Consider the following 20,870-nt stretch of genomic DNA (forward strand, 5'->3'; position numbering starts at 1 on the left):
TGCTCCGATCGCTCTCCGCGCACAGGGGCGTCGGCGGAGAGGTGCGCTGGTCGTGAAGTTGCTCGTGGCGGCGCGCAGAGGGGCGCGGCCCGGAAGTGGTGACCTGCGGCAGGTCAGGCTGCTGCGCGGTAGCGTCTGCGGTCGAGCGGCTCGAACTCGACTCGGGTGGTCATCTCCGCGAGTCGGGAGGCGACACGGTCACCGAGGTAGGAGCGGAGGTCCTTGATCGCCAGGTTGGTGGTGATCAGCGTGGGGAGCATGAGGTTGTACCGGCGGTTGATCAACCTGTACGTGATCTCCTCGACCCACTCGCTGGCCTTGGCCGCGCCGAGGTCGTCGATGATCAGGAGCGGGCAGCGGCTGACCGCCGCCAGCTCCCGCTCGCTGTCGGCCCCGGGCCGGGGGCGGAGATCGGCGTACAGGTCGGCGGCGGTGGTCGCGCGCCAGCGCACGCCGATCCCGCTCTCCACGAGCGCTCGGATCGCGCCGTACGCCTGGTGCGTCTTGCCCGCGCCGACGACTCCGGCCATCAGGAGACTGGGCCCGGTGGTGACCTGCCGCCGGGCTCCCCGGCTGGGGGCGACGGCTGCCTCGGTGACCTTCCCGACCCAGTCCAGGACCATCGGGTGGTCGGCGAGGGCCGACTGGTAGCGCGGGGGCATACCAGCCAGGAGGACGTCGAGCGGGGAGAACGGCTCGGGGTCGTCGGGGAGCGCGGCGGCGTCGGCCGGGTCGATGTTTCGGGCGGCCAGGATCCGGGCCATGCGCTCCAGGGTGCCTTCGTTGCCGAGGAGCTGCGGTTCGCGGTGACGGGTGTGCATCACAGCTCCTCGGCGTAGGCGGCGGAAGCGTTGGCCGGATTGGTCCACGCCTGGTGGGCGGGCACGTTAGGCCGGATTCCCGGCCGCGCCAAACCGCCGGGGCGCGCGTTCATCGCCTCGTTGACCATGCTGGTCAGCACGCTCGGGTGCTTCGGGTTGGCCGCGAAGTTCGCCAGACCGGCCCGGATGTGCCCCGGAGCGATCCCCTCGTCCAGGAGCTTCTTGGTGATCCGCCCGAGGTGTCCGATCACGTCGTTCGGGGGGCGCTGGTCGCACCCGGCGACGTACTCGCCGACGAGGTCCTTGGCGGAGACGCCGACTGCGGGCGCTGTGCGCCCCGTAGGGACAAGAGATCCAGGATCCAAGATCCTAGATCCAGGCGCCGAGCCTTCGGAGAGGCCTCGGGGAAGGTTCGGGGAGTCCTCGGAGAATCCCTTCTGACCTGCACTCTTAGCACCAGCTCGCCCCGCTGTGCCGATCGCGCCGTCGGCAGCCTCCTGCCGGTCGGCGACGGACTCGTCTGCGTGGCTCGACGTCTGCGAGGTGGGTACGGCAGGCAGATCGAGGGCTCGGGGAGCCCTCCCGGAGGTCTCGGAGAGTCCTCGGGGAGCCGTGTGCGAGCCCTCGGTCCGCCGGGTGCAGGAGCCCTTGCACGGTGCGCACCGGTCGGCAGCCTGGTGCTGCGGGCACGATGGCAGGCGGGACTGGCTCGGCTTGTCGATCTTCTGATGCTCGGACCAGGTGACGATGTGGAGGTAGCGGCGGCCGTCGCATCCGGTGTATCGGCAGATCAGACCGGCGTTCGCGAGCTGGTGGAGGTCGTCCTCGACGTGGACGGAGGTGTGCTCGGCGCGCAGAGGCCAGAGGAGTCCCGCGATGATCGCGGCGTTGTCACGGTGGCGACCGTGGTCGTCGGCCTGGGTGAGCAGGCCGAAGAAGGTCCGCTCGGCCGCCACGGTCACTTCGGCGAGCGACTCGGAGGTGAACGCCTCCGGCTTGACGGTTCGGATCCGGGCCATCTCAGCGGCCCCGCTCGGCGGCGATCGAGTCGCTCCAAGTGAGGGTGGCGTCGGCGAGGCGGAAGGTGTGCGGGCGGGTCCAGTCCTCGTCCGGCCAGACCCTCAGGATCCAGCGAGCGGCGACCCTGGATGTCGTCCGGCCCAGCTCCATCGACCGACCGGCCTCGTCCTGCACGATCGTGTGCGGGTGGGGCCACACCTGCGCCGGGTCGGTGAGGCTGACTCGGATAGTGGCTGCGCCCGGGATCATGTCGGCGAGTTGGGCGGCGAGGCGGTGTCGGCGGCTGGTGTCCGGGCAGGCCAGGATTCCGCTCGGCATGGCAGGCATGCGATACTCCGTGGTTTGTAGGAGCGCGGTGCGGTGGTTCTCGTGCAAAAGCCCCGCCGCCCGCGAGATGTGAATCGGCGCCCTTCGGGGTGCCGGCCCGGCGCTTGGGAGCTGGTAACTCCCGGGCGCCGGTTCTTCGTTGCTTCGTCGTGTTACGGGCCGCTGGCGTGCATCCCCCGCCCCCTCCTTGACCCGTGTTCGGTCGGCACCCCCTCTTGCAGGGCGCGCGCCGAGGGAGGTGTTCTCCTCCTCAGCCTCACGTCCTCGGCAGGCGCGGAACCTGGCCGGGGGATGCATGGCACCCCGTTTTTCGGTAGTCTGAAGCTATCCCGGTTCGCACGAAAGGTCAACGAGCCGATAGTTCTTCGACTCGGACGAAAAAGAGGTCTCGATGCCAGCTCGCCACTTCGACAGAACAGTGGTGCGCGCCGTACGACGGGCTGCAGAGATCCCGCAGGCCGAGGTGGGGGCTGCCGTCGACGCTGCGGACTCAACCGTCGCGGGGTGGGAGTTGGGCTCAAGCGTCCCGGACCAGGAGAAGCTGCCGGGCATCGCGCGTGTACTCCGGAAACCGTTGGATGAGCTGTTCCCCCGTAAAGGCGCGCCCGACCTGATCGACCTGCGGTGCGACGCGGGCCTCTACCGGTACGAGGTGGCGAGATTCATCGGCACGAAGAGCGACGGCCCGGTGGCTGCGGCCGAGAACGGCGTACGGCGGCTCAAGGAGAAGTACGTGCCGAAGCTGGCAGCGGCGTACAGCGTATCGGAGAAGGCGCTGGAACAAGCTCAGGAGCGCTCGTTCGGAAACGTCGTCGAAGAGGGCGGGGACGAGAGCGTCGCTGCGGCCGAGGCCGACGAGCACCCCCGTGCTCTCGGGGAAAAGATCAGCTTCCTACTGGAACACTCCTACCCGGCGGGCGCAGTTCCGGGGGATGGAGAAATCGCAGAGGCGGTGAACCGGCATGCAGGGGCGGAGGTTGTCACGGCCAAGGAGGTCGAGGCCCTCCGAACAGGTGCCGGTGACGCCGACGGCCCGGACCCCGTTGTCCTGGAGGGCCTTGCCGAGTTCTTCGGCGTCGAGCGCATGTACTTCGAGCCGGACGAGGCCGTCGCCCGTCAGGTGTACCAGGGGATTCGTGTGTTGCTCGCTTCCCGGAACGGGAAGATCGGACGGGTTCGGGCTCGTGGCCTTGGCCCGGAGGGTCTGTCGCCCGAGGTTCTCTCGCTCCTGACGGACTTGCAGGCCGAGTTCGATAAACAGGTCGGCTCCGAGGACGCCGAGTAGGACCCTGCCCTCCGGGCCTCTGGAGGCTCCGGAGGGCAGGGCTCGGTCAGCCTCGACTACTCGGCTGGTGCGTTCGGTTCGTGTCGCCGACCGGAGGCGAATACGGCCTTGATGTTCTTGAGGGCGTCGAGATCCGAGAGCGGGTCTCCCCCGACAGCGATGAGATCCGCGCGGTAGCCGGGAGCGATACGGCCGGTTGTGGAGCCGAGCCCGAGGGCTGTGGCTGCTGCGGTCGTCGCCATGTTGATGATCTCGGCGTTCGCCAGGCCGAGGTGGGCGTAGAACGAGAGGGCAGGTACCAGGCCGCTGAAGGTGGCACGCTGCACTCCGGCGTCCGTGCCGGCGATCAGCTTCACGCCCGCGTCTGCCATCTGACGTACCAGGTCGAACATCCCGGCGGCGCGCTCCTCGCCGAAGAGCGCGGGGAGCATCCGCCAATGGGGGCTTACCGCTGGGCAGACGGTGATCCCACGGTCGATGATCTGCTGCACCACGTCCCGGCGGAAGTCGAGGCCGTCGCCGGTCATCCACGTGCAGTGCTCGATGGTGTCCACTCCGGCCTCCACGGCTGCGGCGATGCCGTCGGCTCCGTGCGCGTGGGCCGCGACGGGGACGCCTGCCGCGTGAGCCTCATCCACGAGAAGTCGCAGTTCCGCTGCAGAGAACTGGGATTCGTGACTTGCGGGCCCGCCCCGGGTGAGGCCGCCACCAGTGACCATGCACTTGATGACCCCAGCACCTCGTTCGAGGTTGAGACGGATGAGAGCGCGGATCTCGGCTTCGTCCGAGACCTCACCGCCGAGGAAGTGGCAGTGCCCGCCGACGGTGGTCAGGGGCGTGCCTGCGGAGACGATCATCGGTCCCGGCGTGCGCTGGTCGGCGATCTCCGCATCGAGGCGAAGTGCCAGCCCGTTCCGGTCTCCGAGGTCACGAGCCGTCGTGACGCCGCTGAGCAGCAGTTCCTCCGCGCGGCGGCGCATGACCGCGAGCAGGGCCTCATCCGTCGAGTCCTGGAGAGCGGACACCGGGTCGGGGCTCCCGTCGAAAACGAGGTGTACGTGGGCATCGATCAACCCGGGCAGGAGGGTGCCGTCGAACACCGACCGCGGCACGTCGGCGGCGGCCTGTTCCTCGATCTCCTTGCGCGGCCCCACAGCCACGATCGAGTCGCCCTCGACCAGGACGGCGCCGTCGTCCAGATACGTGCCCGTGCCGACGAGCACACGTCCTCCGCTAATCAGCATGGTGTCTCCTTGATCATGAGAGGGGTCGCGCGGTCTGCCACCAGCGCGTCGGACACCGCAATCAGTTGTTTCACATCCGCCGCTCGATCGCTGCCCAGGGCCATGGCAAGGGGGACCGCCCGGCGGGGTGCGGGGCCTCCGTCCATGATCCGGGCGGAGGCGTGCCGAAGCCGGGCGGCCAGCTCCTCCGGCTCAACATCGGGCGCTGCAGCGTCGGTGTCGTCCGCCAAGAGGTACGGGCTGATGGCGACCAGGCCGTCCCGGATCTCCACGATGCGGCGGTGGTAACGGCGGTGAATCCCCCGAGCACGCCGTCGGTCGTGGGCGGACGAAGACGCCGGCGGCAGGACGTTGTCGGGGAACGCCTCGGCCAACAGCTCCCAGAGGGCGGCCAGGCGGCGGTAATCACGCCGGTGCTGGAACCAGAGCTTCGAAGAAGCTACTCGGGCGCGGACCCCCGAGTAAGTGATGCCGGCCGTGAACAGAAGTATGGATGCGACCAACAGGAACGCGACGGCAGCCATCAGAGGCTGGGGTACCTCGATATCCGCCCAGCGGACGGCCACGATGACAGCCCTGATCGCGCAGGCCACGGCCATCGTGCCCAGACCAACAGCCGCCATCCACAGCCCTGTTGCGTGAGGGCGCCGGGACATTCGGGCGTAGGTGCGGGTCCACCTCGCGGCGAGGCCCAGGACGTACGTCAGGTAGCACCCGGCTCCGCCATAGAAGACAGCGATCTGCGGAACCGTCATGTCCGCGGTGCTGAAACTGCCGGCGAAGACCTCGTGAGGCACCGACACGGCGGCCAAGGTGATGACCACCACGACGGCCACGACGACGACCGCCTCCTTGTTCGCCCTGCGACGGCTCGCCTCCTCGTCAGCCGCAGAGTAGAGGTAGAAGCACATCAGGAAGTACATCGAGACGATCAGCAGCACGTTCTGGACCAACTTCGCCGCCCCGTGCCCCGCAACCGTGTCGACGCCGGTCGCGCCTCCCGGCATAGCGATGGGATAGGAAAGCGTGGCACAGAGCAGGCAGAGGGTCACCGACCGCAGAGGCGCGTCGTGGGGGGTTCGCCACAGCTTGTAGAGCTTCCAGGCAAGGGCACCCACGAGCCCCAGGAGTAGCAGTTCCACGGGTTACAGCCATCCTCGCCGGTCTCCGAGGGCCGATTCCACACGCCGCAGCGACGGGTCCTCCGAGAGGGGAGCCGAGTCGTCCAGCACTGACGCCCATTCCAGGACGATCGTCGCGGCGAGTTCGACGGAGCACTCCTCGCCGTCGTCGTACGAGCAACGACGCGCGACGCGCTTGATCGTCTTGGGGTCGAATACCGGGAGCATGGCGGCCCAGCCCTCCACGAGGATGGCCGACTCTTCTTCGGGATCGAGCGCGGGGGGCTGATCCGCCGCTTCGGCCGGCGCCTGCTCGGCGTCCTCGGCCTCCGCCACGAGGATGTGCCCTATCTCGTGGAGCTTGATGTGATCTTGATGCAGACGGGTCGTCTCCTGCTGATACAAGATCACGTCATAGCCGTCGTACTCGACCCACATCCCCGTCGGCCCAGGCTTCGGCAGCGGCGCCTCCCGCAGATAGAGGGGCCGCCCCCGCCGACGGCTGAGCGCCGAGCACAGCTCCTCAACGTTCAGCGGCGGATGCACCCCCAGATCGCGCAGCTCCCGACGGAGGAAGCGGTGCAGGTCCTTCTCCACCGCCCGACGGCGACTCGGTGCCCGTCGGGACTCTTGCCCCCGGGTCGGCTGCGTGGGCTCAGCGTGAAGACTCTTCCCAGGCCACATGACAAATCCCTTCTACCGGTTAGCTCCCCCCGAACTAGGCGCGTGCGCACCAATGACTCGTAGTTCCCTCCACCCTCGGTCGGCGCGCGGCGTCGGCCTTCGGCTACATCCGGCACGACACCGCTGCAGCCCAGGGAGCTGCGCCTCATCGACGCCGACGTGTCGCGGTAGCGAACGAGTAACGCATTCGCCCCTCACCGCGCCGAGCTTCGGGGACCTCTAGGACAGTACGCGAAAGTCTGAGTGGACCCTGACCGAAAACTGACAAGCGGTTGGTATAGCGGGAGCGTTTGCACCGCAGAAAAAACTTCACAAAACGAGCATGCCGATGAGCAGGCTGACGCCCCCAGCTGGGAATTTGCGAGTAATTGCGCATGCTGCGCCATGACCAGCCAAGCGGTTAGCTCGCTGTCAATTCGAGATACCTCACACCCAAAAACCCGACCTGCGGTCGGTTCGGCATGAGATATATATCTCATATAGCCCAATACGGACAGACCGCTGGGACATGAGGGCAATCGCCCCTCCCCCTTAGACCGAATCGATCCAGCCATGCCCATGTCCACCACCGAGGGTCCGGGGGCGCCGATCCGGCTCGCTCGACTCGCCGCCTCGCGGCAACAGTCCTCGCGGGATCTACTCGCAGTCGCAAATTTGATCGAGCGAGTGCCCGCGAACGTCACGCTCCTGTCGGCACAGGTCTGCCCAGCCGACCCGCCCGGGAGGGTGCTGTCGCCATGCAGGCGAGGAGGTGTCTGCATCTCGGCCGGGCCGCCAACTGAGCGCACTTCGCGGTGCCGCCCTTGGAGCGCATACGGCACAGTGCTCGCCGGGATTACGCCGAGCAGTGACTGTCCGGCGAGCAACCCTTCAGTGGCACGCGATCAAGGGGGAAGGGGCCGTACGAACGCAACCACGGTCGCGGCACCCCCTAGGCTCCACTATCACCACCGAGCCCGCGACAGGCTGATGGATGTGGGGGCGAAGCCGTCTACCAACGCGCGTCGGTGCAGCGCGCCCGCCACTCTCGCTCCAAGATTGCGTGAACGACGGAGTCTCGCCAACGACCGCGCTTGGTGATGTGCTCACGGATGATGCCCTCCTCCACCATTCCCGCCGCGGCCATGGTGCGAGCGGACGCGGTGTTCTCCGGCGCTCTGGCTCCCCACACACGGTGCAGTTCCAACTCGTCAAATGCCAACCCCAAGAGGAGTTCTACAGTTTCGAGGCCGTACCCACGTCCCCACACGCTCGGGCGCAGTGCAAACCCGAAGGTGGCAGCGCGGGGTTGATGGGGGTCGAGTGCCAGTCGACCGAAGCCGACAAGTTCCTGCTGCGGATCGAGAACAGCAAGAACGTACTCAGCGCGGGGTGTCTCCTGCGCACTTGCTATCGCGCGTTGCACGATGCCGCGCACCTGGTCAAAGGTGCGCGGCTCGAAGGAGAGGTGCGCAGTCGCGGCCGCGCTGCCGTAGATCGCGAAGACGGCCTCCGCATCCTCCTTACGAAGTTCACGGAGCCGAAGCCGAGCGCCATCACGCGATACAGGGTTCACGGGCGCACCCTACCGTCTAGCTACTGCGGCCCGGCATCAGAGCGCGGCGCTGTGGAGGGAAGGCCGTGATCTCCTCACTCAGCTCACGAGCAGTGACCGCCGTCCGAGCCGGGCTGTACCTCAGGGCTTCCTGGACACGCGAGGCGGAGACGACGATTCCGTTGTTGCGGAGGGCAGGGGAAAGATCGAGCACCGGCCGGATCGCTTCCGCCGCACCGTCAACGTCTCCGCTGTGCAAGTGCACCAGGGAGAGGTTGCATTGAGCGCCGGCAAGGTCTCCGAACGCCCAATCCTCGGCCCGCACGTCGCTGAACCCAGCGACCGCCTCCTCCGCCTGACCGATCACGGTGGCGTCTCCATGCCCCAGAAGGGCTTCAGCCTCCACCGTGTAGTAGAGCTGCTTCGTCCGGGAGTAGGTGAGCAGACCACCGAGTTCGTCAAGGTCATCTGGTACGACGCGCTCACGCAAATCATCCGCCTGCGCGGTCACGATGCGTACGGTCTCCTCGTCTCCCAGCCGAGCGGAGGCGCGGGCTTGGAGACCGAGCAGCCACGGGCCGACAGAGCCACGGAGATTGGTCGCCGTGTCCGCCCCAGTCTTGGCGTAGAAGAAGGCATCCGTGGGTCGGTCAGCCCAATACTCGATCAGAGACTGGAGCCCCTTGATGAGGGCCAAGAGTCCAGGGTGTTCAGCATCCTTAGCCGATGAAGCAGCGACAAGTGCCATCGTGCGTGCCTGGTCGCGATCCTCAAGATCGTTGAATCCCTTGGCAACGAGGAAGCCAACCACCGCGGCCAAGAAGTTCACGTCCCGCAGCTGGGACGGGTTGAATCGGCGCGTCTCGATCAGGTGCAGAACCTGGTCCTGAGCGTCGAGGAGATCTTCCCAGATGTCCCCGAGGGGAACACGTGGGTACTCGCGGACAAGCCGTGTGACTTCGGTGTGAAGCAGCGGCAGAGAATTCTCTCCCACACGCTGCTGGTCACTGTCGAGGAGAAACTTCCGGGCACGTCGGACCGCCATAGCACCTGTCCTTCTCATGTCGCTCACGGCCATGCCCGAATTGGCATAACCAAATGGTGGTGTCGCAGGTGTGGTGGCACCTCGGAGAGGGGCACCTTCAGGTGCTTCCTGCCACAGCTCGTTGAAGGTCATGCCCAGCATCGCCACGATTACCGGTCGAAAGGCGTTCTGAGGCCGTCGTTCCTGGTAGAGCCAGCCTTCGATCGTCTTCTCTGCCGGCAGGTCGTATGGGCCCCCTTCCAGCGACGCCGCCACGCCCTTGTACCGGTGCAGAAACGCCGCCGGGCTCCGAATTCCCTGATCATCCAACAGTCTGCGGAAGTACGTGACCATCGCGCCTCCTTGATCTGGGACCACAACGCGCCACCAGCCCCGACAGTAGGTCGTCCAACTCCATGAGCGCATCGAAAACAGCGTAGTTGGACGACTTCGAGGTGGGCAGAGGGCATTCCGAGGAGACTCCTCATTCTCCGGGACTCAGTCCGAGGGTGATCTTGGGGTAGCTCCGTCTCTCTCAGCTCACGAAGCTCTTACTCACAGATCTGATGCGGTGGCTCCCCGAGGCCTGAAGCCGCTTCGGATCGACCCGACCACTCCCGAGTCTGAGCCGAGGCATCGATGAGTCAGAGCACCGCCGATCGTTTCCAGGGGTCCGACTGGATGGACCTGGAACGCCAGTACGAAGCGGAGTTACACCCGGACCAGGTGCGTGTCGAGCCGGACCCTCATGCGCGGCTCGCCGCATTGCGAGGCGACGTGCTCAGGTCTGTCGTCACCGCGGTTCGGGACCGCGGTAGGGCGCCGCGTGTCTGCTTGTACGCCCTTTCCGTCGGCGGGGTGCGGCCATCCAACTCGCTGAAAGCGGCTGCCATCTTCGCGACCCGCAGTGGATGGCAGACCTACGGGAACCAGCAGAGCTTCACCGATCCACATGGAGCGCCCGCCCCCGAGGCGCGCCCGGGTTGGGGGCTCGTACGACGACAGATCAGCGCGGGGTACGCAGACGGTGTGGTCGTGGCGACAACCAGCGTGATCAGTCCCAACTTTGAGCAGTACGAACGGGAGTTGCGCTGGTTCGCGCTGCACCGCGCGTTCGTAGGAGTCATCGCGCCTTCAGTCCAGGGGCGGCTGTGAACGCGCCGACGATGAGGTACGCGTGGACGGGTAGCGCAATGGCGTCGGCTGTCGCGCCCGTAAAAGCACGTCCGATGCCCCTGACATCGTGTGTCCGAGTGGTCAAGCTGGCGCCGGTCGAAGCTGATGTCGCCGTGGCGCGCCGCGCCACGGCAGACAGTCTGGAGCGATGGGCGGTGCCCACTTCTCTGTCGGACGAAGCGCGGCTCATTGTCTCCGAACTGGTCACGAACGCCATCGTGCACGGACGCGGCCGTGTCACCCTGCGTCTTCTCCAACACGACGGCATCCTCCGTATCGAGGTCAACGACGAGAATTCGACTCCGCCGCAGATGCGTACCCCCTCGGACGACGACGTGCATGGACGCGGCCTAGTCCTCGTCGACGCCATTGCCCATGACTGGGGCGTTGAGGACGAAGGACGAACCACTTGGGCAGTCCTCCGTTCGCCAGCTGGAAGCCCGTGATGATCGTGACCGAGGAGACGGCCAGCCCTCTGCGGCGCCGCGAGATCACGCCCCTGGACGAAGCGAAGCGGCGGCTCGCCCACGTCATGTACCGCTCCCTCCTGTCCGAGGGAATCGCCTACGACCTCATTGTCACCATCGATGAAGTCCTCAGCGACGCGCCGGCCCTTGGCGGTCGACGGCTCGACGACGTTTTGGTCCGCTTCGGCTTCCCAGCTCGCCGATCGCGTCCCCTCGAGAGCGCACCGCTCAGCAGGGAGGACGCGCTACGGGTCCGGGCCCGGTTCCAACGGGCCACCGTCCTGTTCATGCAGATCGCCCCGTACCGCGCTCCGGGCTATCCGACGGAGGAGCTGCGGCTTCTGCGGGACCTGTCCAACGAGCGAGCCGACCTGGACGACGCGCGGCCCTATCTGCGCCGATACGCCCTGGTCCTCTCCGCTCTCCTCGACCTGATGGGAGACGACGTCGAATGACCTCTCCCATCGCCCGCGTCGGGCCGCGCCCCCTGCGGTCCGACGAGCGACCGCCCGGTGCTGGCAGACCACGGCTTCCCTCTCCCCCGCGAGAAGTCGAAGCGACCCAGCACCGGGCGGGACGCCCGCGGCGCACCGGTCGTGCGGCACCTAGCGGCGTCTTCCCTTTCCTTTCTTCACCGTGATCAGGAGCATCATGAGCACCGCGAAGACCAGCGTCGTCGAGACGGCCGCCGCCGAGCAGCCGCAGTCGCCGACGTACGACGAAGCCACCAAGGCGTTAAGGGCTTTACAGCGCACGACGAGCGAGATGGACTGGACTGCCGATCGCGCTGACGACCGGGAGACGGTCCATGCGTTCATGGACCGGTGGGTGGTCGTCGCGGAGGCCCGGCTCCGAGGCGCGGAGGGATCTCCTGCGGACCTCGCCCGGTGGCGGGACCTCATCGGCCCACTGCGGCGCCCCGGCCCCGACACCGAGAAGGCCGGCCACCTTGTGCTGTTGTACGCCGCCGCGCGCCGGCTGTTGCAGGCTGTTCGTGAGGCGGCCCGCCCCGGTCCGAGCGTTCAGGAGGTCGGACGCCGATTGCGCGAGGGGATCAGCAGCGGCGAGTACGCGCCGGGCAGGCCCCTCGGGGTGAAACGGCTCGCGGTGGACGTGGGCCTCACCCTGGCTTCCGTCGTCCGTGTCGAGACGGCCCTGAGCGACCTGGCCGCCGAGGGTGCGGTGATCATCTCCCCTTCCAACAAGGCCCGCGTCGCCGGTACGGAACATGACGGTGACCGAGCCCTCCACATCGCCGCCTGGTTGCGCATGATGGTCGCGAAGGGTGTCTATCCGCCGGGCTCACGTCTTCCCCGGCTCCCGGAGCTGTGTGCCGCTCTGTTGGTTCCGCAGTCAGTCGTGAGTCAGGCCCTGCACGTCCTCCACCACGAGGGCACCATCACCGCCTACCGGGGAGCGCGCTCGACCGTGCGCTCCACCCTCCCGTTTCCCGCGGCCTCCCCGCCCGAGCTGGAGACCCTTCTCGTCTACCTGCGCACGAAGGCGATGGGCGGTGCTGTCCTCAGCCATTCCGCTGTCCGGGAGGCCGCGCGTAACGCGCGCGGCTGGTGGATCCGTCGGCTCAGCCCTCACCCCGAGACCTTGGAGAGCACGACACGGGCACTTGTGGCCGCGGCCGCGCGCCTGATCTGGATTGCTCAGGACGGCTATGCGGATGACGCCGATGCTCTTGCCGTGCTGCGCTGGACTGCTGAGACCGCGCTCGCCGACGCTCCTTCCATCCCGCACGGCCGGCTCTGGCGGACGGCGTGCCTGGGCGTCGCCGTGCTTCACGTTCTTCGCCTCGTCGAAGAGGACGCCGAGGGCGACCGATGAGCGCGGCTTCCCTCACCCCCGTGATCCCCCTCTCCGGCCTTCGCGGTGGGGCCGCTCCCCCGCGGCGCCGCGAAGCGCCGGAGAGGGTCTTGACCACCGGGCCCCGAGGTACGGAGCACCCTGCGCTGGGCCAGGGTGGTGCCCTCCGTGGCGTGCAACTCGTCGAACCGCTCCGGATGCCCGGTCCGGGCCTCCGCCCCGCTCCGGCCGTGCCCGAGGAGGCCCCCGGGCTTCTTCGGGTGTCGTCCTACAACGTGATGGACGGCGGACAGGACAGGTGGCTCGCGCAGCTCGACGTTCTGGCGGCGCAGGACCTGGACATTCTGGGGCTCCAGGAGGCCAAGCACTGGGACCGCGACGACCGCCGCCGACTCTTCGAAACCGCCGAGGCGCTGGGGATGCAGGCGCAGCTGGCGTTGTCCCGGAGCCACGGCTGCCACGTCGCCTTCCTCTACCGCTGGCCACGCGTACAGTGCCTGGGCTGGCGGCCCGACATCTCCGACGGCAAGTTCCACCACACCGTCGCCCGCGCCAAGTTGAAGGTCGACGGAGTCGACCTGACGGCACTGCTCGGACACCTGAGCCCCATGTGCCCTTGCATCCGGCTGTCCGAGACCGGATTCCTGACGGAGTACGGCAATGAGCTCGCCCTGCTCATCCTCGATGCGAACTCGGGCGGCATCGGAGACCCGGAGCCGGACGACTGGGACCGTGTACCGGCACACCTGCACTCACGGCACAGGATCATGCTGCCGGACGGCACGTACGGCGGATGCGACCGCCGGGCCATGGACGCCCTGCTCCGCGCCGGGTTCGTCGACCCGCCCCGACAGCTCGGTATGACGCCCCCGCGTACGGCAGGCCACTGGGGGCGCGGCAGCGAACCGTGGGACCGCAGATCCGACTACGTACTCCTGTCACGTCGCCTCGCCCCAGGTCTCCGGAGCCACTACGTCCTGGACACGGCCGAGACCCGGAAGCTCGGCGACCACCTGCCGGTCATCGTCTCCGTCGACATCACCGCACGGCACCCCGACCCGGAGGACGGTGCGGCATGAGTGCAGGACCGCGACGCCCCGATCTGGCTGCCGAGTTGATCTGCCGGGCCGCAGAGGCCGACGAACACTGGCACCGCCTCGTCCGCGTATCGCTGCCCGACCAGCAGGTCGGCCAGGGCCGCCACACCGACTACCTCAACGCCGGGTACCTCAAGAGGATCATCGAGGACTACGGCTGGCCGGACGTACAGCTCGTCGGCGACGACGGCGCCGAGGCAGCATGGCAGATCGCCCTGCGCGCGGACATCCGCAAGGACGTCCAACTCTCCGCCGCCCGGCTGATGTACGCAGCCGTACAGCAGGGAACCGCCTCCTCGCGACTGTGGGCACACCTGCACGACCGGTACCGCCTGAACATCGGATCGCCCCAGGTGTACGGCACGCAGTACCGCCGCCTCCTCGGTCCTCACGGGCCGGAGCGGGCGGACGTACACGAGCCGGAAGGGCTCGACGCCCGCAGGGCGCAGATGGACCTCCCGCCCGCTGCGGAGGCGCTCGAACGCCTGCGCCGCCGCCTCGCGGAGGACCCGCCCGCCGTTCACCGGCCGGGCGCGGCGGCAGGCGGCGCCGACCTCGCGGAGGCGGCATGACCACAGCCCCCGTACGCGCCCCTCCGAACGGTTCGACCACGCCGTCGCTGCCGTTCCAGTCCCGGTCGCCAGCACCGCGTCGCGCCTCCCTTGCAGCTGCGGGGCCACGCCAGTAACCCGCCCGTACAACCGAAGGGTCTCAAGCATGCGTACCAGCACCGCGATTCTGTCGACGGGGGCTGCTCTCGTCGGCGTCGGCATCGCCCGGCTTCTTCAGGAGGCCCGGCACCAGGAGCAGAGGAACGAGATCGTGCTCGCGGGCAACCAGCTCGCCTGGCTCCGTCATGTCTCCACACACCGCGAAACTGCCGCGATGTGGGCCCCGGCCGACATGGAACCGCCGTCCTACCAGGAGGCGATGAGCGGGAACTGGCTGCTGTGCATGGTGAGTCTGCGCAAGCGCCTCGGTGCCGCTGACGACCGGCAGCTGCTCCACTACGCCCGGTACCTCATGCGGTCCAAGCCGTGCCGCATGTACTGGGAGAAGTTCCGAGTCGTCCGTGAGGACGAGACCGCCGTCAGCAGCGACGCTACGGGCCGGGCGGTCAACAAGGCGTTGGCCCTGGCCTACGAGGAGGCCGCACGGGAGCCCGCGGGCCGCTGAGGCACAGCCCTCCGCCCCGCACCAGGGAGCGGACCGAGAACGGGGTCTCCTTCGGGCACGAGGGAGACGGCGCACCTGACCGCGCCCCGGCCGACGGCTCTGTGGGGGAGTCATCGGCCGGCCCACCCGCCCGTACCGCCACCCGTCCGTTTCTCCGCAGGCGGAAGCCGGGAGCTCCGGGTGGCATCACGCATTGACATTGCTCGACCACCTGCTCAACTCGACTTGCCAGGGGGCATCTTGACCGCCGAGCGATTCACCGGGCGCCATAGCCGTCGCACGTTCCCGCCGGACGTGGCCGTCGAACTCGGCGTGCAGGACCCGCAGGAAGCGGCACGGTCCCAGGCGCTTCAAGCTCGGATCTCCAAGGCTGCGGCGACCACCGGCCACATGATGATCGACTCGCAAGACGCCGGAACCTCTCAACCCCCGGTGCGCTCTCCCCAGGAGCGGGCCGCCATCCTCATCAGCGTCCTCAGCCACATCGACGGCATGCAACTGACCATGTCGGTCAATCCCACGGCGATCCATGCCGAGGCAGCTCTCCGAGACGAACTCGGCGCCGTTGAGCACGGGCAAATCCTCCGAGCCCTCGACCTGGCCGATGAGTTCGGTCACTCCACCACCAGGGCACGCGGCGAGACCGTATGGGCCTCGTACAGGACGAGGACCGGCCCTGCCGAAGCCGCGTGCCCCGATGGCGACCCGCGTCAGCGAAGGGACACCGCCCGCCCCGGATCGGGCACCGAAAGCTCCTCCGACGGCGCCGACTTCATCCGTACGGGTTTCGGTCACCGTCATCACCTCAAAGTGTCCGAGACTGCGTCCCCCAGAGCGAGTAAGGGAACCCCCCAATGACCTCGCGCATCAGCTTTCGGCGGCTCGCTCCTGACACGCGCCGGCACGACCACCTGCTTCCTGAGCACGGGCCCCCGAACGCCCGCCCTCCGTAACCGGGGGCGGGTGCAGCACCCGGCAGCCGGGCCTGAGCAAGGGCCGGGGTCGGACGCCATCGCGTGCGGGGAGAAGCCGCTCCCTCGGCTTCTCCCCGCACGCTCGACCTGCACCGTGCGGCGCGTAGCCCGTCAGGAGGGCATCACGCCGCAGCCGCGCCTTGTCCCAGCCACCCGCCGACGGTTTCGCCTCGTACTTCGTACGGTACAGACGGCGGCTCGCCGTGCCGTCCGTCCCACGCATGACGCGCGCCACCGGTCGACTTGCCGGTTCACCACCGACCGCGCATCGGCCGGTAGCGTCACATTCCATCGCCTGAACAGGGAGAACCCCTTGCACTCCATGTCCTTGAACAAAATCGCTGAGGTCGTCGGCGGCCGTCTTGTAGATGTCCTCGACCCCGAGGATCGGGTCACGCAGCCCGCCGTATTCGACTCCCGGGAGGCACAGCCCGGCAGCCTCTTCATCGCGTTGAAGGGCGAGCAGGTCGACGGGCACGCGTACGCCGAGTCCGCCCGCAACAAGGGTGCCGTCGCCGCCATCGTCACGCACCCCGTCGGCGTCCCTGCCATCGTGGTCGACGACGTCCTCGGTGCCTTCGGGAAGCTGGCCCACGCCCTGCTGACCGGACCGCTCGCCAGCGCCCGCGTCGTCGCCATCACCGGCTCAGCGGGCAAGACCAGCACCAAGGACTTCATCTCACAGGTCCTGCCGGGCACCGTCGTAGCCACCCCGCAGAGCTTCAACAACGAGATCGGCCTGCCGCTCACCGTCACCTTGGCCGACACCGGCACCGACCACCTCGTCCTGGAGATGGGCGCCCGCCACATCGGCGACATCCGCGACCTCACCCGCATCGCGCAGCCGGACATCAGCGTCGTCACGAACGTCGGAACCGCCCACATCGGTGAGTTCGGCGGACGCGACAACATCGCCCAGGCCAAGGGCGAGATCGTCGAAGCCCTCCCCCCGGCCGGCCTCGCCGTCCTCAACGCCGACGACGACTACGTACAGCCCATGACGGAACGCTCCGGCGGGCGCGTGGTGACCTACGGCCTGGGCGAGAACGCCACCATCCGGGCCATGGACATCACCACCGACGCACAGGGCCGCACCTCCTACACCCTCACGACTCCGGAGGGAACCGCCTCGGTGCAGCTCCAGTTCGTGGGCGGCGTCCAGGTGCACAACAGCCTCGCCGCCGCCGCCGTCGGCCGTGAGACCGGGCTGGACACAGCGGAGATCGCCGCGCGCCTGTCGCGTGCGCTGCCGCGCTCCAAATGGCGGATGGAGACGGAGACGCGGGCCGACAACGTCACCATCGTCAACGACGCCTACAACGCCAACCCGTCCTCGATGCGGCACAGCCTGGACGCGCTGGCATCCATGACCCGGGGGATCGGACAGCGCGCGGTGGCCGTGCTCGGCCGGATGAACGAACTCGGTACCGACTCGCGCACCGCCCACGAGGAGATCGGGCGCTACGCGGCGGAGCGAGGGCTCGACCGCATCATCCTGGTGGGGGGCGACGAAGCGCAGTGGATGTCGGACGGTGTGCGCAGTGCGGGCCGGAAGGCCGAGTGGATGCCGGACCAGGAGACTGCTCTCGATCTGCTCCACTCGACCCTCCAGCCTGGCGACGTCGTCCTAGTCAAGGCCAGCCGCGGGGTCGAACTGCAACAGCTCGCGAGCGCGCTGTTGCAGCCGACCCCCGCCGGTCCTGCTGGGGCTTAGGCCGCTACGACGGCCACCGCCTCCAGCGCCGTGAGCACCGCCGGGCCGGTCTCGACGATGTCACCGGCGCCCATCAGCACGATGACGTCGCCCGGCCGCGCGGCCTCGGCCGCGTAGACCGCCGCCTCCGCACGGTCAGGAACCTGCCGGGCGGAGCCCCCGGCGTCGGAGACCTGCGTGGACAGGACCTCCAGCGCATCCGCCGGCAGGCCGCGGGTGCTGTCCGTGAGCACCGTCAGGTCGCTCGCGGACAGCGCCACGGCGAAGTCACCGCCGAAGGCGTCCAGACGCCGGGCGCCGGAGGGCTGGAACACCGCGATGACACGACCACCCTGGGCGAGGAGCGAGCTGGCCGCCGCCAGATCGGCTCGCACCTCGTCCGGGTGGTGCGCGAAGGAGTCGAGGACACGCACCCCGGCCGTCTCACCGGCAGGCGTCAGACGCCGCTGCACCCCGTCGAAGTAGCGCAGCTGCTCGACCGCCTGGTCGAGGTCCTGTCCGAGAACGTGCAGGGCCACCGTCGCCGCGGCGGCGTTCGTGAGCTGGTGGACGCCCGACACGCGCAGCACCAGCTCGGCCATCGTCCCGTCCGGGCCGCTCAGCACCGCGCGGCTGCGACCACCCGAGGTGACGGCCATGGTCAGGCGCCAGTCCGCGTCGTCCGCCGTTCCGACCATGACGGCCTTCGGGCCGTTGCCGCTGCGCTCCAGCCGGGCCGCCAGCTCCCGGCATCCCGCGGAGTCCGCGTTCAGGATCAGCGTGCCGTTCTTGGTCATGCCGGCACGGACGCACTGCTCGAACCCGGCGATGTACTCGGCCGGGTCGGCGTAGTTCTCCACGTGGTCGTACGCGATGTTCGTGACGACCGCGACGTCCATCCTCGTACCGATGTGCGTACGGTCGGACTCGTCGACCTCGGCGACGAACAGCTCCCCCCGTCCGGCGTGCCCGCCGCTGCCCGGCCCTTCCAGGTCGGCGCCGACCATGTACGAGGGGTCCTGGCCCAGACGCGCGAGGGTGAAGGCGAGGATCGCCGCGGTGGACGACTTGCCGTGCGTCCCCATCACCGCAACCGACGTGTTCCGGGCCATCAGCGTGTTCAGCACCAACGAGCGGTGCACGACCGGGATTCCGAGCCTGCGCGCCTGCGCCACCTCGGAGTTGTCGTCACCGATGGCGTGGGTGAAGACGACGGCGGTAGCGTCCGCCGGGACGTTCTCCGGCCGGTGACCGATCACCACCTGCGCGCCGACCCGCGCCAGGGATTCGAGTCGGGCGGACGGCCGGGCGTCGCTGCCCGAGACGCTGTAGCCGCGCTCGGCGCAGACACGGGCCACGGACTGCATGCCCGCTCCGCCGATACCGATGAAATGCAGGCGGCGCAGGTCGGACAGCTCACCTGTGGCGTCCGGGGTGATCGTGGGGACTGCGGTTTCCATGAAATGCCTCCTCGAAGGCTCCGTCAGCCACCTCAGAAGGTAGCCGCCATCCCGTGGTTGAGGGATGCACACTCACCATCGCCATTCCGAATATCCGAGGTCTACACATCTTGGGGGTGCGAACACATTCGCACCCCCAAGAGGCCCACCCCCTATGTCGGAGATGCATCATCAAGAAACCTAACTACCCGCTCGCCCTTGCCCTTTCAGAGGCGAGGTGGAGCAACCACGAGACGGCACGACGGGTGAACTTGCGGGCCGTGAAGAACGGGCACAACGGGATAGCCGTGTCCAGCACTCGCGTCAGCCGCTGGATTCGCCATGGCGAGAAGCCGAGAGCCCCGGTACCCGGAATTCTCGCTGAACTACTCTCAGAGCGTCTGGGTCGGCCTTGCACGCCACAGAGCCTGAATATTGCTCGACCCTGCAGAGTCGTGGTCCTGCTTGATGAACAGGACCACCAGGATCTCGCGAGACTGGCGGCTGAGCAGAACTTGTCACTTGAGAGCTATGCGCAGAAAGCCCTCAGGGCTGCCTTGAATTCGATGCATCAGCGTCTAGCACGCGGAGACACACCGGCAGGGGGCTGAGGCTCCCGAAGCGATGGGGGACAAAAGAGTGACCACATCCATCCATCCGGGCGGGCGGGCGGGCGGGCGGGTGCTCGTAGTGGTGCGGACGCATGCGCAGCCAGTCCGCAACGCCCTTGACTCAGTCGGTCCGCTGAGGACTACTGCTAGGTAAGATCCCCCGACGGGCCGGACGACCATCAGCCCGTCCTTCTCATCCCGGTCGTGCCCACCTGCGCGCCGCCAGCCTTGGCGCGTTGGCCGTCCTCGGGCTTCCGCGGCCTGGACAACGACATCCCCGACCCCGTGATCGTCACCGGCTACACCGCCAGCCGCACCCACAAGCTCACCCCCGGCCAGAAGGGAGCCAACCGCGTCCTTGCCGTCGGACGCGCACCGGCCGAGCACGGCTTCGCGCACCTCAAGAACTGGCAGATCCTCACCAAGCTCCGCACCGACCCCGCACGCGCCACCCGACTCCTGCGAGCCTTGTTCGTCATGGCGAACCTCGAAGTCAACCGCTGGCGGACGATCTTCTCTGCGGACTGCCGCTTATGACCAGCGTGAGCACCCTGAGGACCAGTCACACCAGCCCCTCGAACTGCGGCTTCAGGTTGGCGGAGGCTCACGGAAGAGATCCGGAAAGTGTCACGCCGCCCGGGCCGGCGCTCAGGGGGCCACCACACGGTTCGGCGCGCTTGACGTTGCTGTTGCCGTACTGATCGCGGCGCCGCCGGCCTCCTACGAGAAACACCGCCGAGTACTGCCGATGGCACCCTCGACGTCTCGGGCACCTGGCAAGCTACCGGGTGTGACAGCGTATGAGGCGGTACCCACCATCGTGATCACACAGCTCAGCCGACCCAGTGAGGCCACGGAAGCCGTCCGGCGAGAACTCACGGCGTGCTGGACAGCAGTCGTGAACGCGGGAGGGGCCGTCATCCCGATGGATTGTCCGCTTCCGCCTGTATCCCAGGCGGCACTCAGCCCGGCGGTCGAAAGAATCGCTCATGGCCTGTCCCCCAGCCACAGCAGACTCATCCTGGCGACCGCGGAAGGCACGCTCGCGGGCTGGCTGCTGTTGCGCCGCGAGTTGCATCCCCTCGCGGCGCATTGCGGCGTGGTGAACCATGTTCAGACAGATATTCACTTCCGCGGCCTGGGCGTCGGTGCGGCACTGATGCGGGGGGTTCAGGGCATCGCGCGCGACGAGATGGGACTGGAGCGGCTGCAACTCGCCGTGCGGTCGGGTCTGGGGCTGGAGGAGTTCTACCGCAAGTCAGGGTGGGCAGAGGTAGGCAGGTGGCCAGGCGCCTTGCGCGTGGCCCCTGGCGACGACCGCGATGAGATCCTGATGAGTCTGGCTTTGTAAGCGGCTACGGA

21 protein-coding genes are annotated in these 20,870 nt (G+C 68.1%); 12 read left to right on the forward strand and 9 right to left on the reverse strand.

The genetic code is table 11. From position 1 onward, the window contains the following. Positions 1-113: 113 nt before the first annotated feature. Genes A3Q37_RS01245 through A3Q37_RS01255 form a run of 3 tightly spaced genes read right to left on the reverse strand, consistent with a single transcriptional unit; the run spans position 114 to position 2,168 of the window. Positions 114-821 carry an ATP-binding protein gene (locus A3Q37_RS01245; protein WP_065476307.1) on the reverse strand — a complete coding sequence of 236 codons (708 nt, stop codon included), beginning with the start codon at positions 819-821 and terminating at the stop codon, positions 114-116. Then, positions 821-1,840 (reverse strand): hypothetical protein, encoded by a 1,020-nt coding sequence (locus A3Q37_RS01250; RefSeq protein ID WP_065476311.1) that lies wholly within the window; start codon positions 1,838-1,840, stop codon positions 821-823. Before A3Q37_RS01250 ends, A3Q37_RS01245 begins: the two co-directional genes overlap by 1 nt. Before the next feature lies 1 nt (position 1,841). Continuing rightward, the gene (locus A3Q37_RS01255) at positions 1,842-2,168 is read right to left on the reverse strand and encodes a transcriptional regulator (protein ID WP_065476313.1); all 327 of its coding nucleotides are present in this window, start codon (positions 2,166-2,168) and stop codon (positions 1,842-1,844) included. Between the two features lie 391 nt (positions 2,169-2,559). Between A3Q37_RS01255 and A3Q37_RS01260 the strand changes: the two genes are divergently transcribed. Then, complete coding sequence (locus tag A3Q37_RS01260) at positions 2,560-3,453, forward strand: helix-turn-helix domain-containing protein (RefSeq protein ID WP_065476315.1); 894 nt, start codon at positions 2,560-2,562, stop codon at positions 3,451-3,453. A gap of 56 nt (positions 3,454-3,509) precedes the next feature. Here A3Q37_RS01260 and A3Q37_RS01265 read toward each other — a convergent pair whose 3' ends face one another. From A3Q37_RS01265 to A3Q37_RS01285, 5 genes are all read right to left on the reverse strand, one after another. Continuing rightward, positions 3,510-4,697, reverse strand: coding sequence for an amidohydrolase family protein (locus A3Q37_RS01265; protein ID WP_065476318.1), 1,188 nt, complete (start codon positions 4,695-4,697; stop codon positions 3,510-3,512). Continuing rightward, the gene (locus tag A3Q37_RS01270) at positions 4,691-5,839 is read right to left on the reverse strand and encodes an MAB_1171c family putative transporter (RefSeq protein ID WP_065476321.1); all 1,149 of its coding nucleotides are present in this window, start codon (positions 5,837-5,839) and stop codon (positions 4,691-4,693) included. Before A3Q37_RS01270 ends, A3Q37_RS01265 begins: the two co-directional genes overlap by 7 nt. 3 nt (positions 5,840-5,842) lie before the next feature. Further along, a complete protein-coding gene (locus tag A3Q37_RS01275; RefSeq protein ID WP_065476325.1) occupies positions 5,843-6,415 on the reverse strand; it encodes a hypothetical protein in 573 nt (190 codons plus the stop codon). Positions 6,416-7,493: 1,078 nt separating this feature from the next. Next, complete coding sequence (locus A3Q37_RS01280; RefSeq protein ID WP_065476327.1) at positions 7,494-8,057, reverse strand: GNAT family N-acetyltransferase; 564 nt, start codon at positions 8,055-8,057, stop codon at positions 7,494-7,496. Positions 8,058-8,073: 16 nt separating this feature from the next. Continuing rightward, on the reverse strand, positions 8,074-9,414 hold the full coding sequence (locus A3Q37_RS01285; RefSeq protein WP_255311694.1) for a hypothetical protein: 1,341 nt from the start codon (positions 9,412-9,414) through the stop codon (positions 8,074-8,076). Between the two features lie 285 nt (positions 9,415-9,699). Between A3Q37_RS01285 and A3Q37_RS01290 the strand changes: the two genes are divergently transcribed. The 9 genes from A3Q37_RS01290 (at position 9,700) to murF (ending at position 17,479) form a co-directional block, all read left to right on the forward strand. Continuing rightward, complete coding sequence (locus A3Q37_RS01290) at positions 9,700-10,215, forward strand: hypothetical protein (protein WP_065476333.1); 516 nt, start codon at positions 9,700-9,702, stop codon at positions 10,213-10,215. Positions 10,216-10,313: 98 nt separating this feature from the next. After that, positions 10,314-10,682, forward strand: a complete 369-nt coding sequence (locus tag A3Q37_RS35230) for an ATP-binding protein (protein ID WP_176711316.1) — start codon at positions 10,314-10,316, stop codon at positions 10,680-10,682. Beyond that, on the forward strand, positions 10,646-11,158 hold the full coding sequence (locus tag A3Q37_RS01295) for a hypothetical protein (RefSeq protein ID WP_255311695.1): 513 nt from the start codon (positions 10,646-10,648) through the stop codon (positions 11,156-11,158). Before A3Q37_RS35230 ends, A3Q37_RS01295 begins: the two co-directional genes overlap by 37 nt. 196 nt (positions 11,159-11,354) lie before the next feature. Then, entirely contained in the window at positions 11,355-12,539 is a 1,185-nt protein-coding gene (locus A3Q37_RS01300) for a GntR family transcriptional regulator (protein ID WP_065476341.1), read from the forward strand. A 152-nt stretch (positions 12,540-12,691) separates the two neighbouring features. After that, on the forward strand, positions 12,692-13,597 hold the full coding sequence (locus A3Q37_RS36280; protein WP_255311696.1) for an endonuclease/exonuclease/phosphatase: 906 nt from the start codon (positions 12,692-12,694) through the stop codon (positions 13,595-13,597). Beyond that, the gene (locus A3Q37_RS01310; protein WP_065476353.1) at positions 13,594-14,187 is read left to right on the forward strand and encodes a DUF6624 domain-containing protein; all 594 of its coding nucleotides are present in this window, start codon (positions 13,594-13,596) and stop codon (positions 14,185-14,187) included. The genes A3Q37_RS36280 and A3Q37_RS01310 overlap by 4 nt, the downstream gene beginning before the upstream one ends. Before the next feature lie 145 nt (positions 14,188-14,332). Next, positions 14,333-14,791, forward strand: coding sequence for a DUF6082 family protein (locus tag A3Q37_RS01315; protein WP_065476356.1), 459 nt, complete (start codon positions 14,333-14,335; stop codon positions 14,789-14,791). A 240-nt stretch (positions 14,792-15,031) separates the two neighbouring features. Beyond that, complete coding sequence (locus A3Q37_RS01320; RefSeq protein ID WP_141693533.1) at positions 15,032-15,649, forward strand: hypothetical protein; 618 nt, start codon at positions 15,032-15,034, stop codon at positions 15,647-15,649. A gap of 438 nt (positions 15,650-16,087) precedes the next feature. Then, on the forward strand, positions 16,088-17,479 hold the full coding sequence (gene murF / locus A3Q37_RS01325; protein ID WP_079137595.1) for a UDP-N-acetylmuramoyl-tripeptide--D-alanyl-D-alanine ligase: 1,392 nt from the start codon (positions 16,088-16,090) through the stop codon (positions 17,477-17,479). Here the strand turns inward: murF and murC are convergent. Further along, on the reverse strand, positions 17,476-18,918 hold the full coding sequence (gene murC, locus A3Q37_RS01330; RefSeq protein ID WP_065476369.1) for a UDP-N-acetylmuramate--L-alanine ligase: 1,443 nt from the start codon (positions 18,916-18,918) through the stop codon (positions 17,476-17,478). The two genes, murF and murC, sit on opposite strands and share 4 nt — an antisense overlap. Positions 18,919-19,712: 794 nt before the next feature. On the opposite strand from murC, the gene A3Q37_RS01335 reads away from it, so the two are divergent. Next, complete coding sequence (locus A3Q37_RS01335; RefSeq protein ID WP_255311697.1) at positions 19,713-20,045, forward strand: transposase family protein; 333 nt, start codon at positions 19,713-19,715, stop codon at positions 20,043-20,045. A gap of 253 nt (positions 20,046-20,298) precedes the next feature. After that, positions 20,299-20,859: a GNAT family N-acetyltransferase gene (locus A3Q37_RS01340; protein WP_065476371.1), complete on the forward strand. Its 561-nt coding sequence runs from the start codon at positions 20,299-20,301 to the stop codon at positions 20,857-20,859. Positions 20,860-20,870 lie beyond the last annotated feature (11 nt).

The organism is Streptomyces sp. PTY087I2, from assembly GCF_001687325.1.
GTDB lineage: Bacteria > Actinomycetota > Actinomycetes > Streptomycetales > Streptomycetaceae > Streptomyces.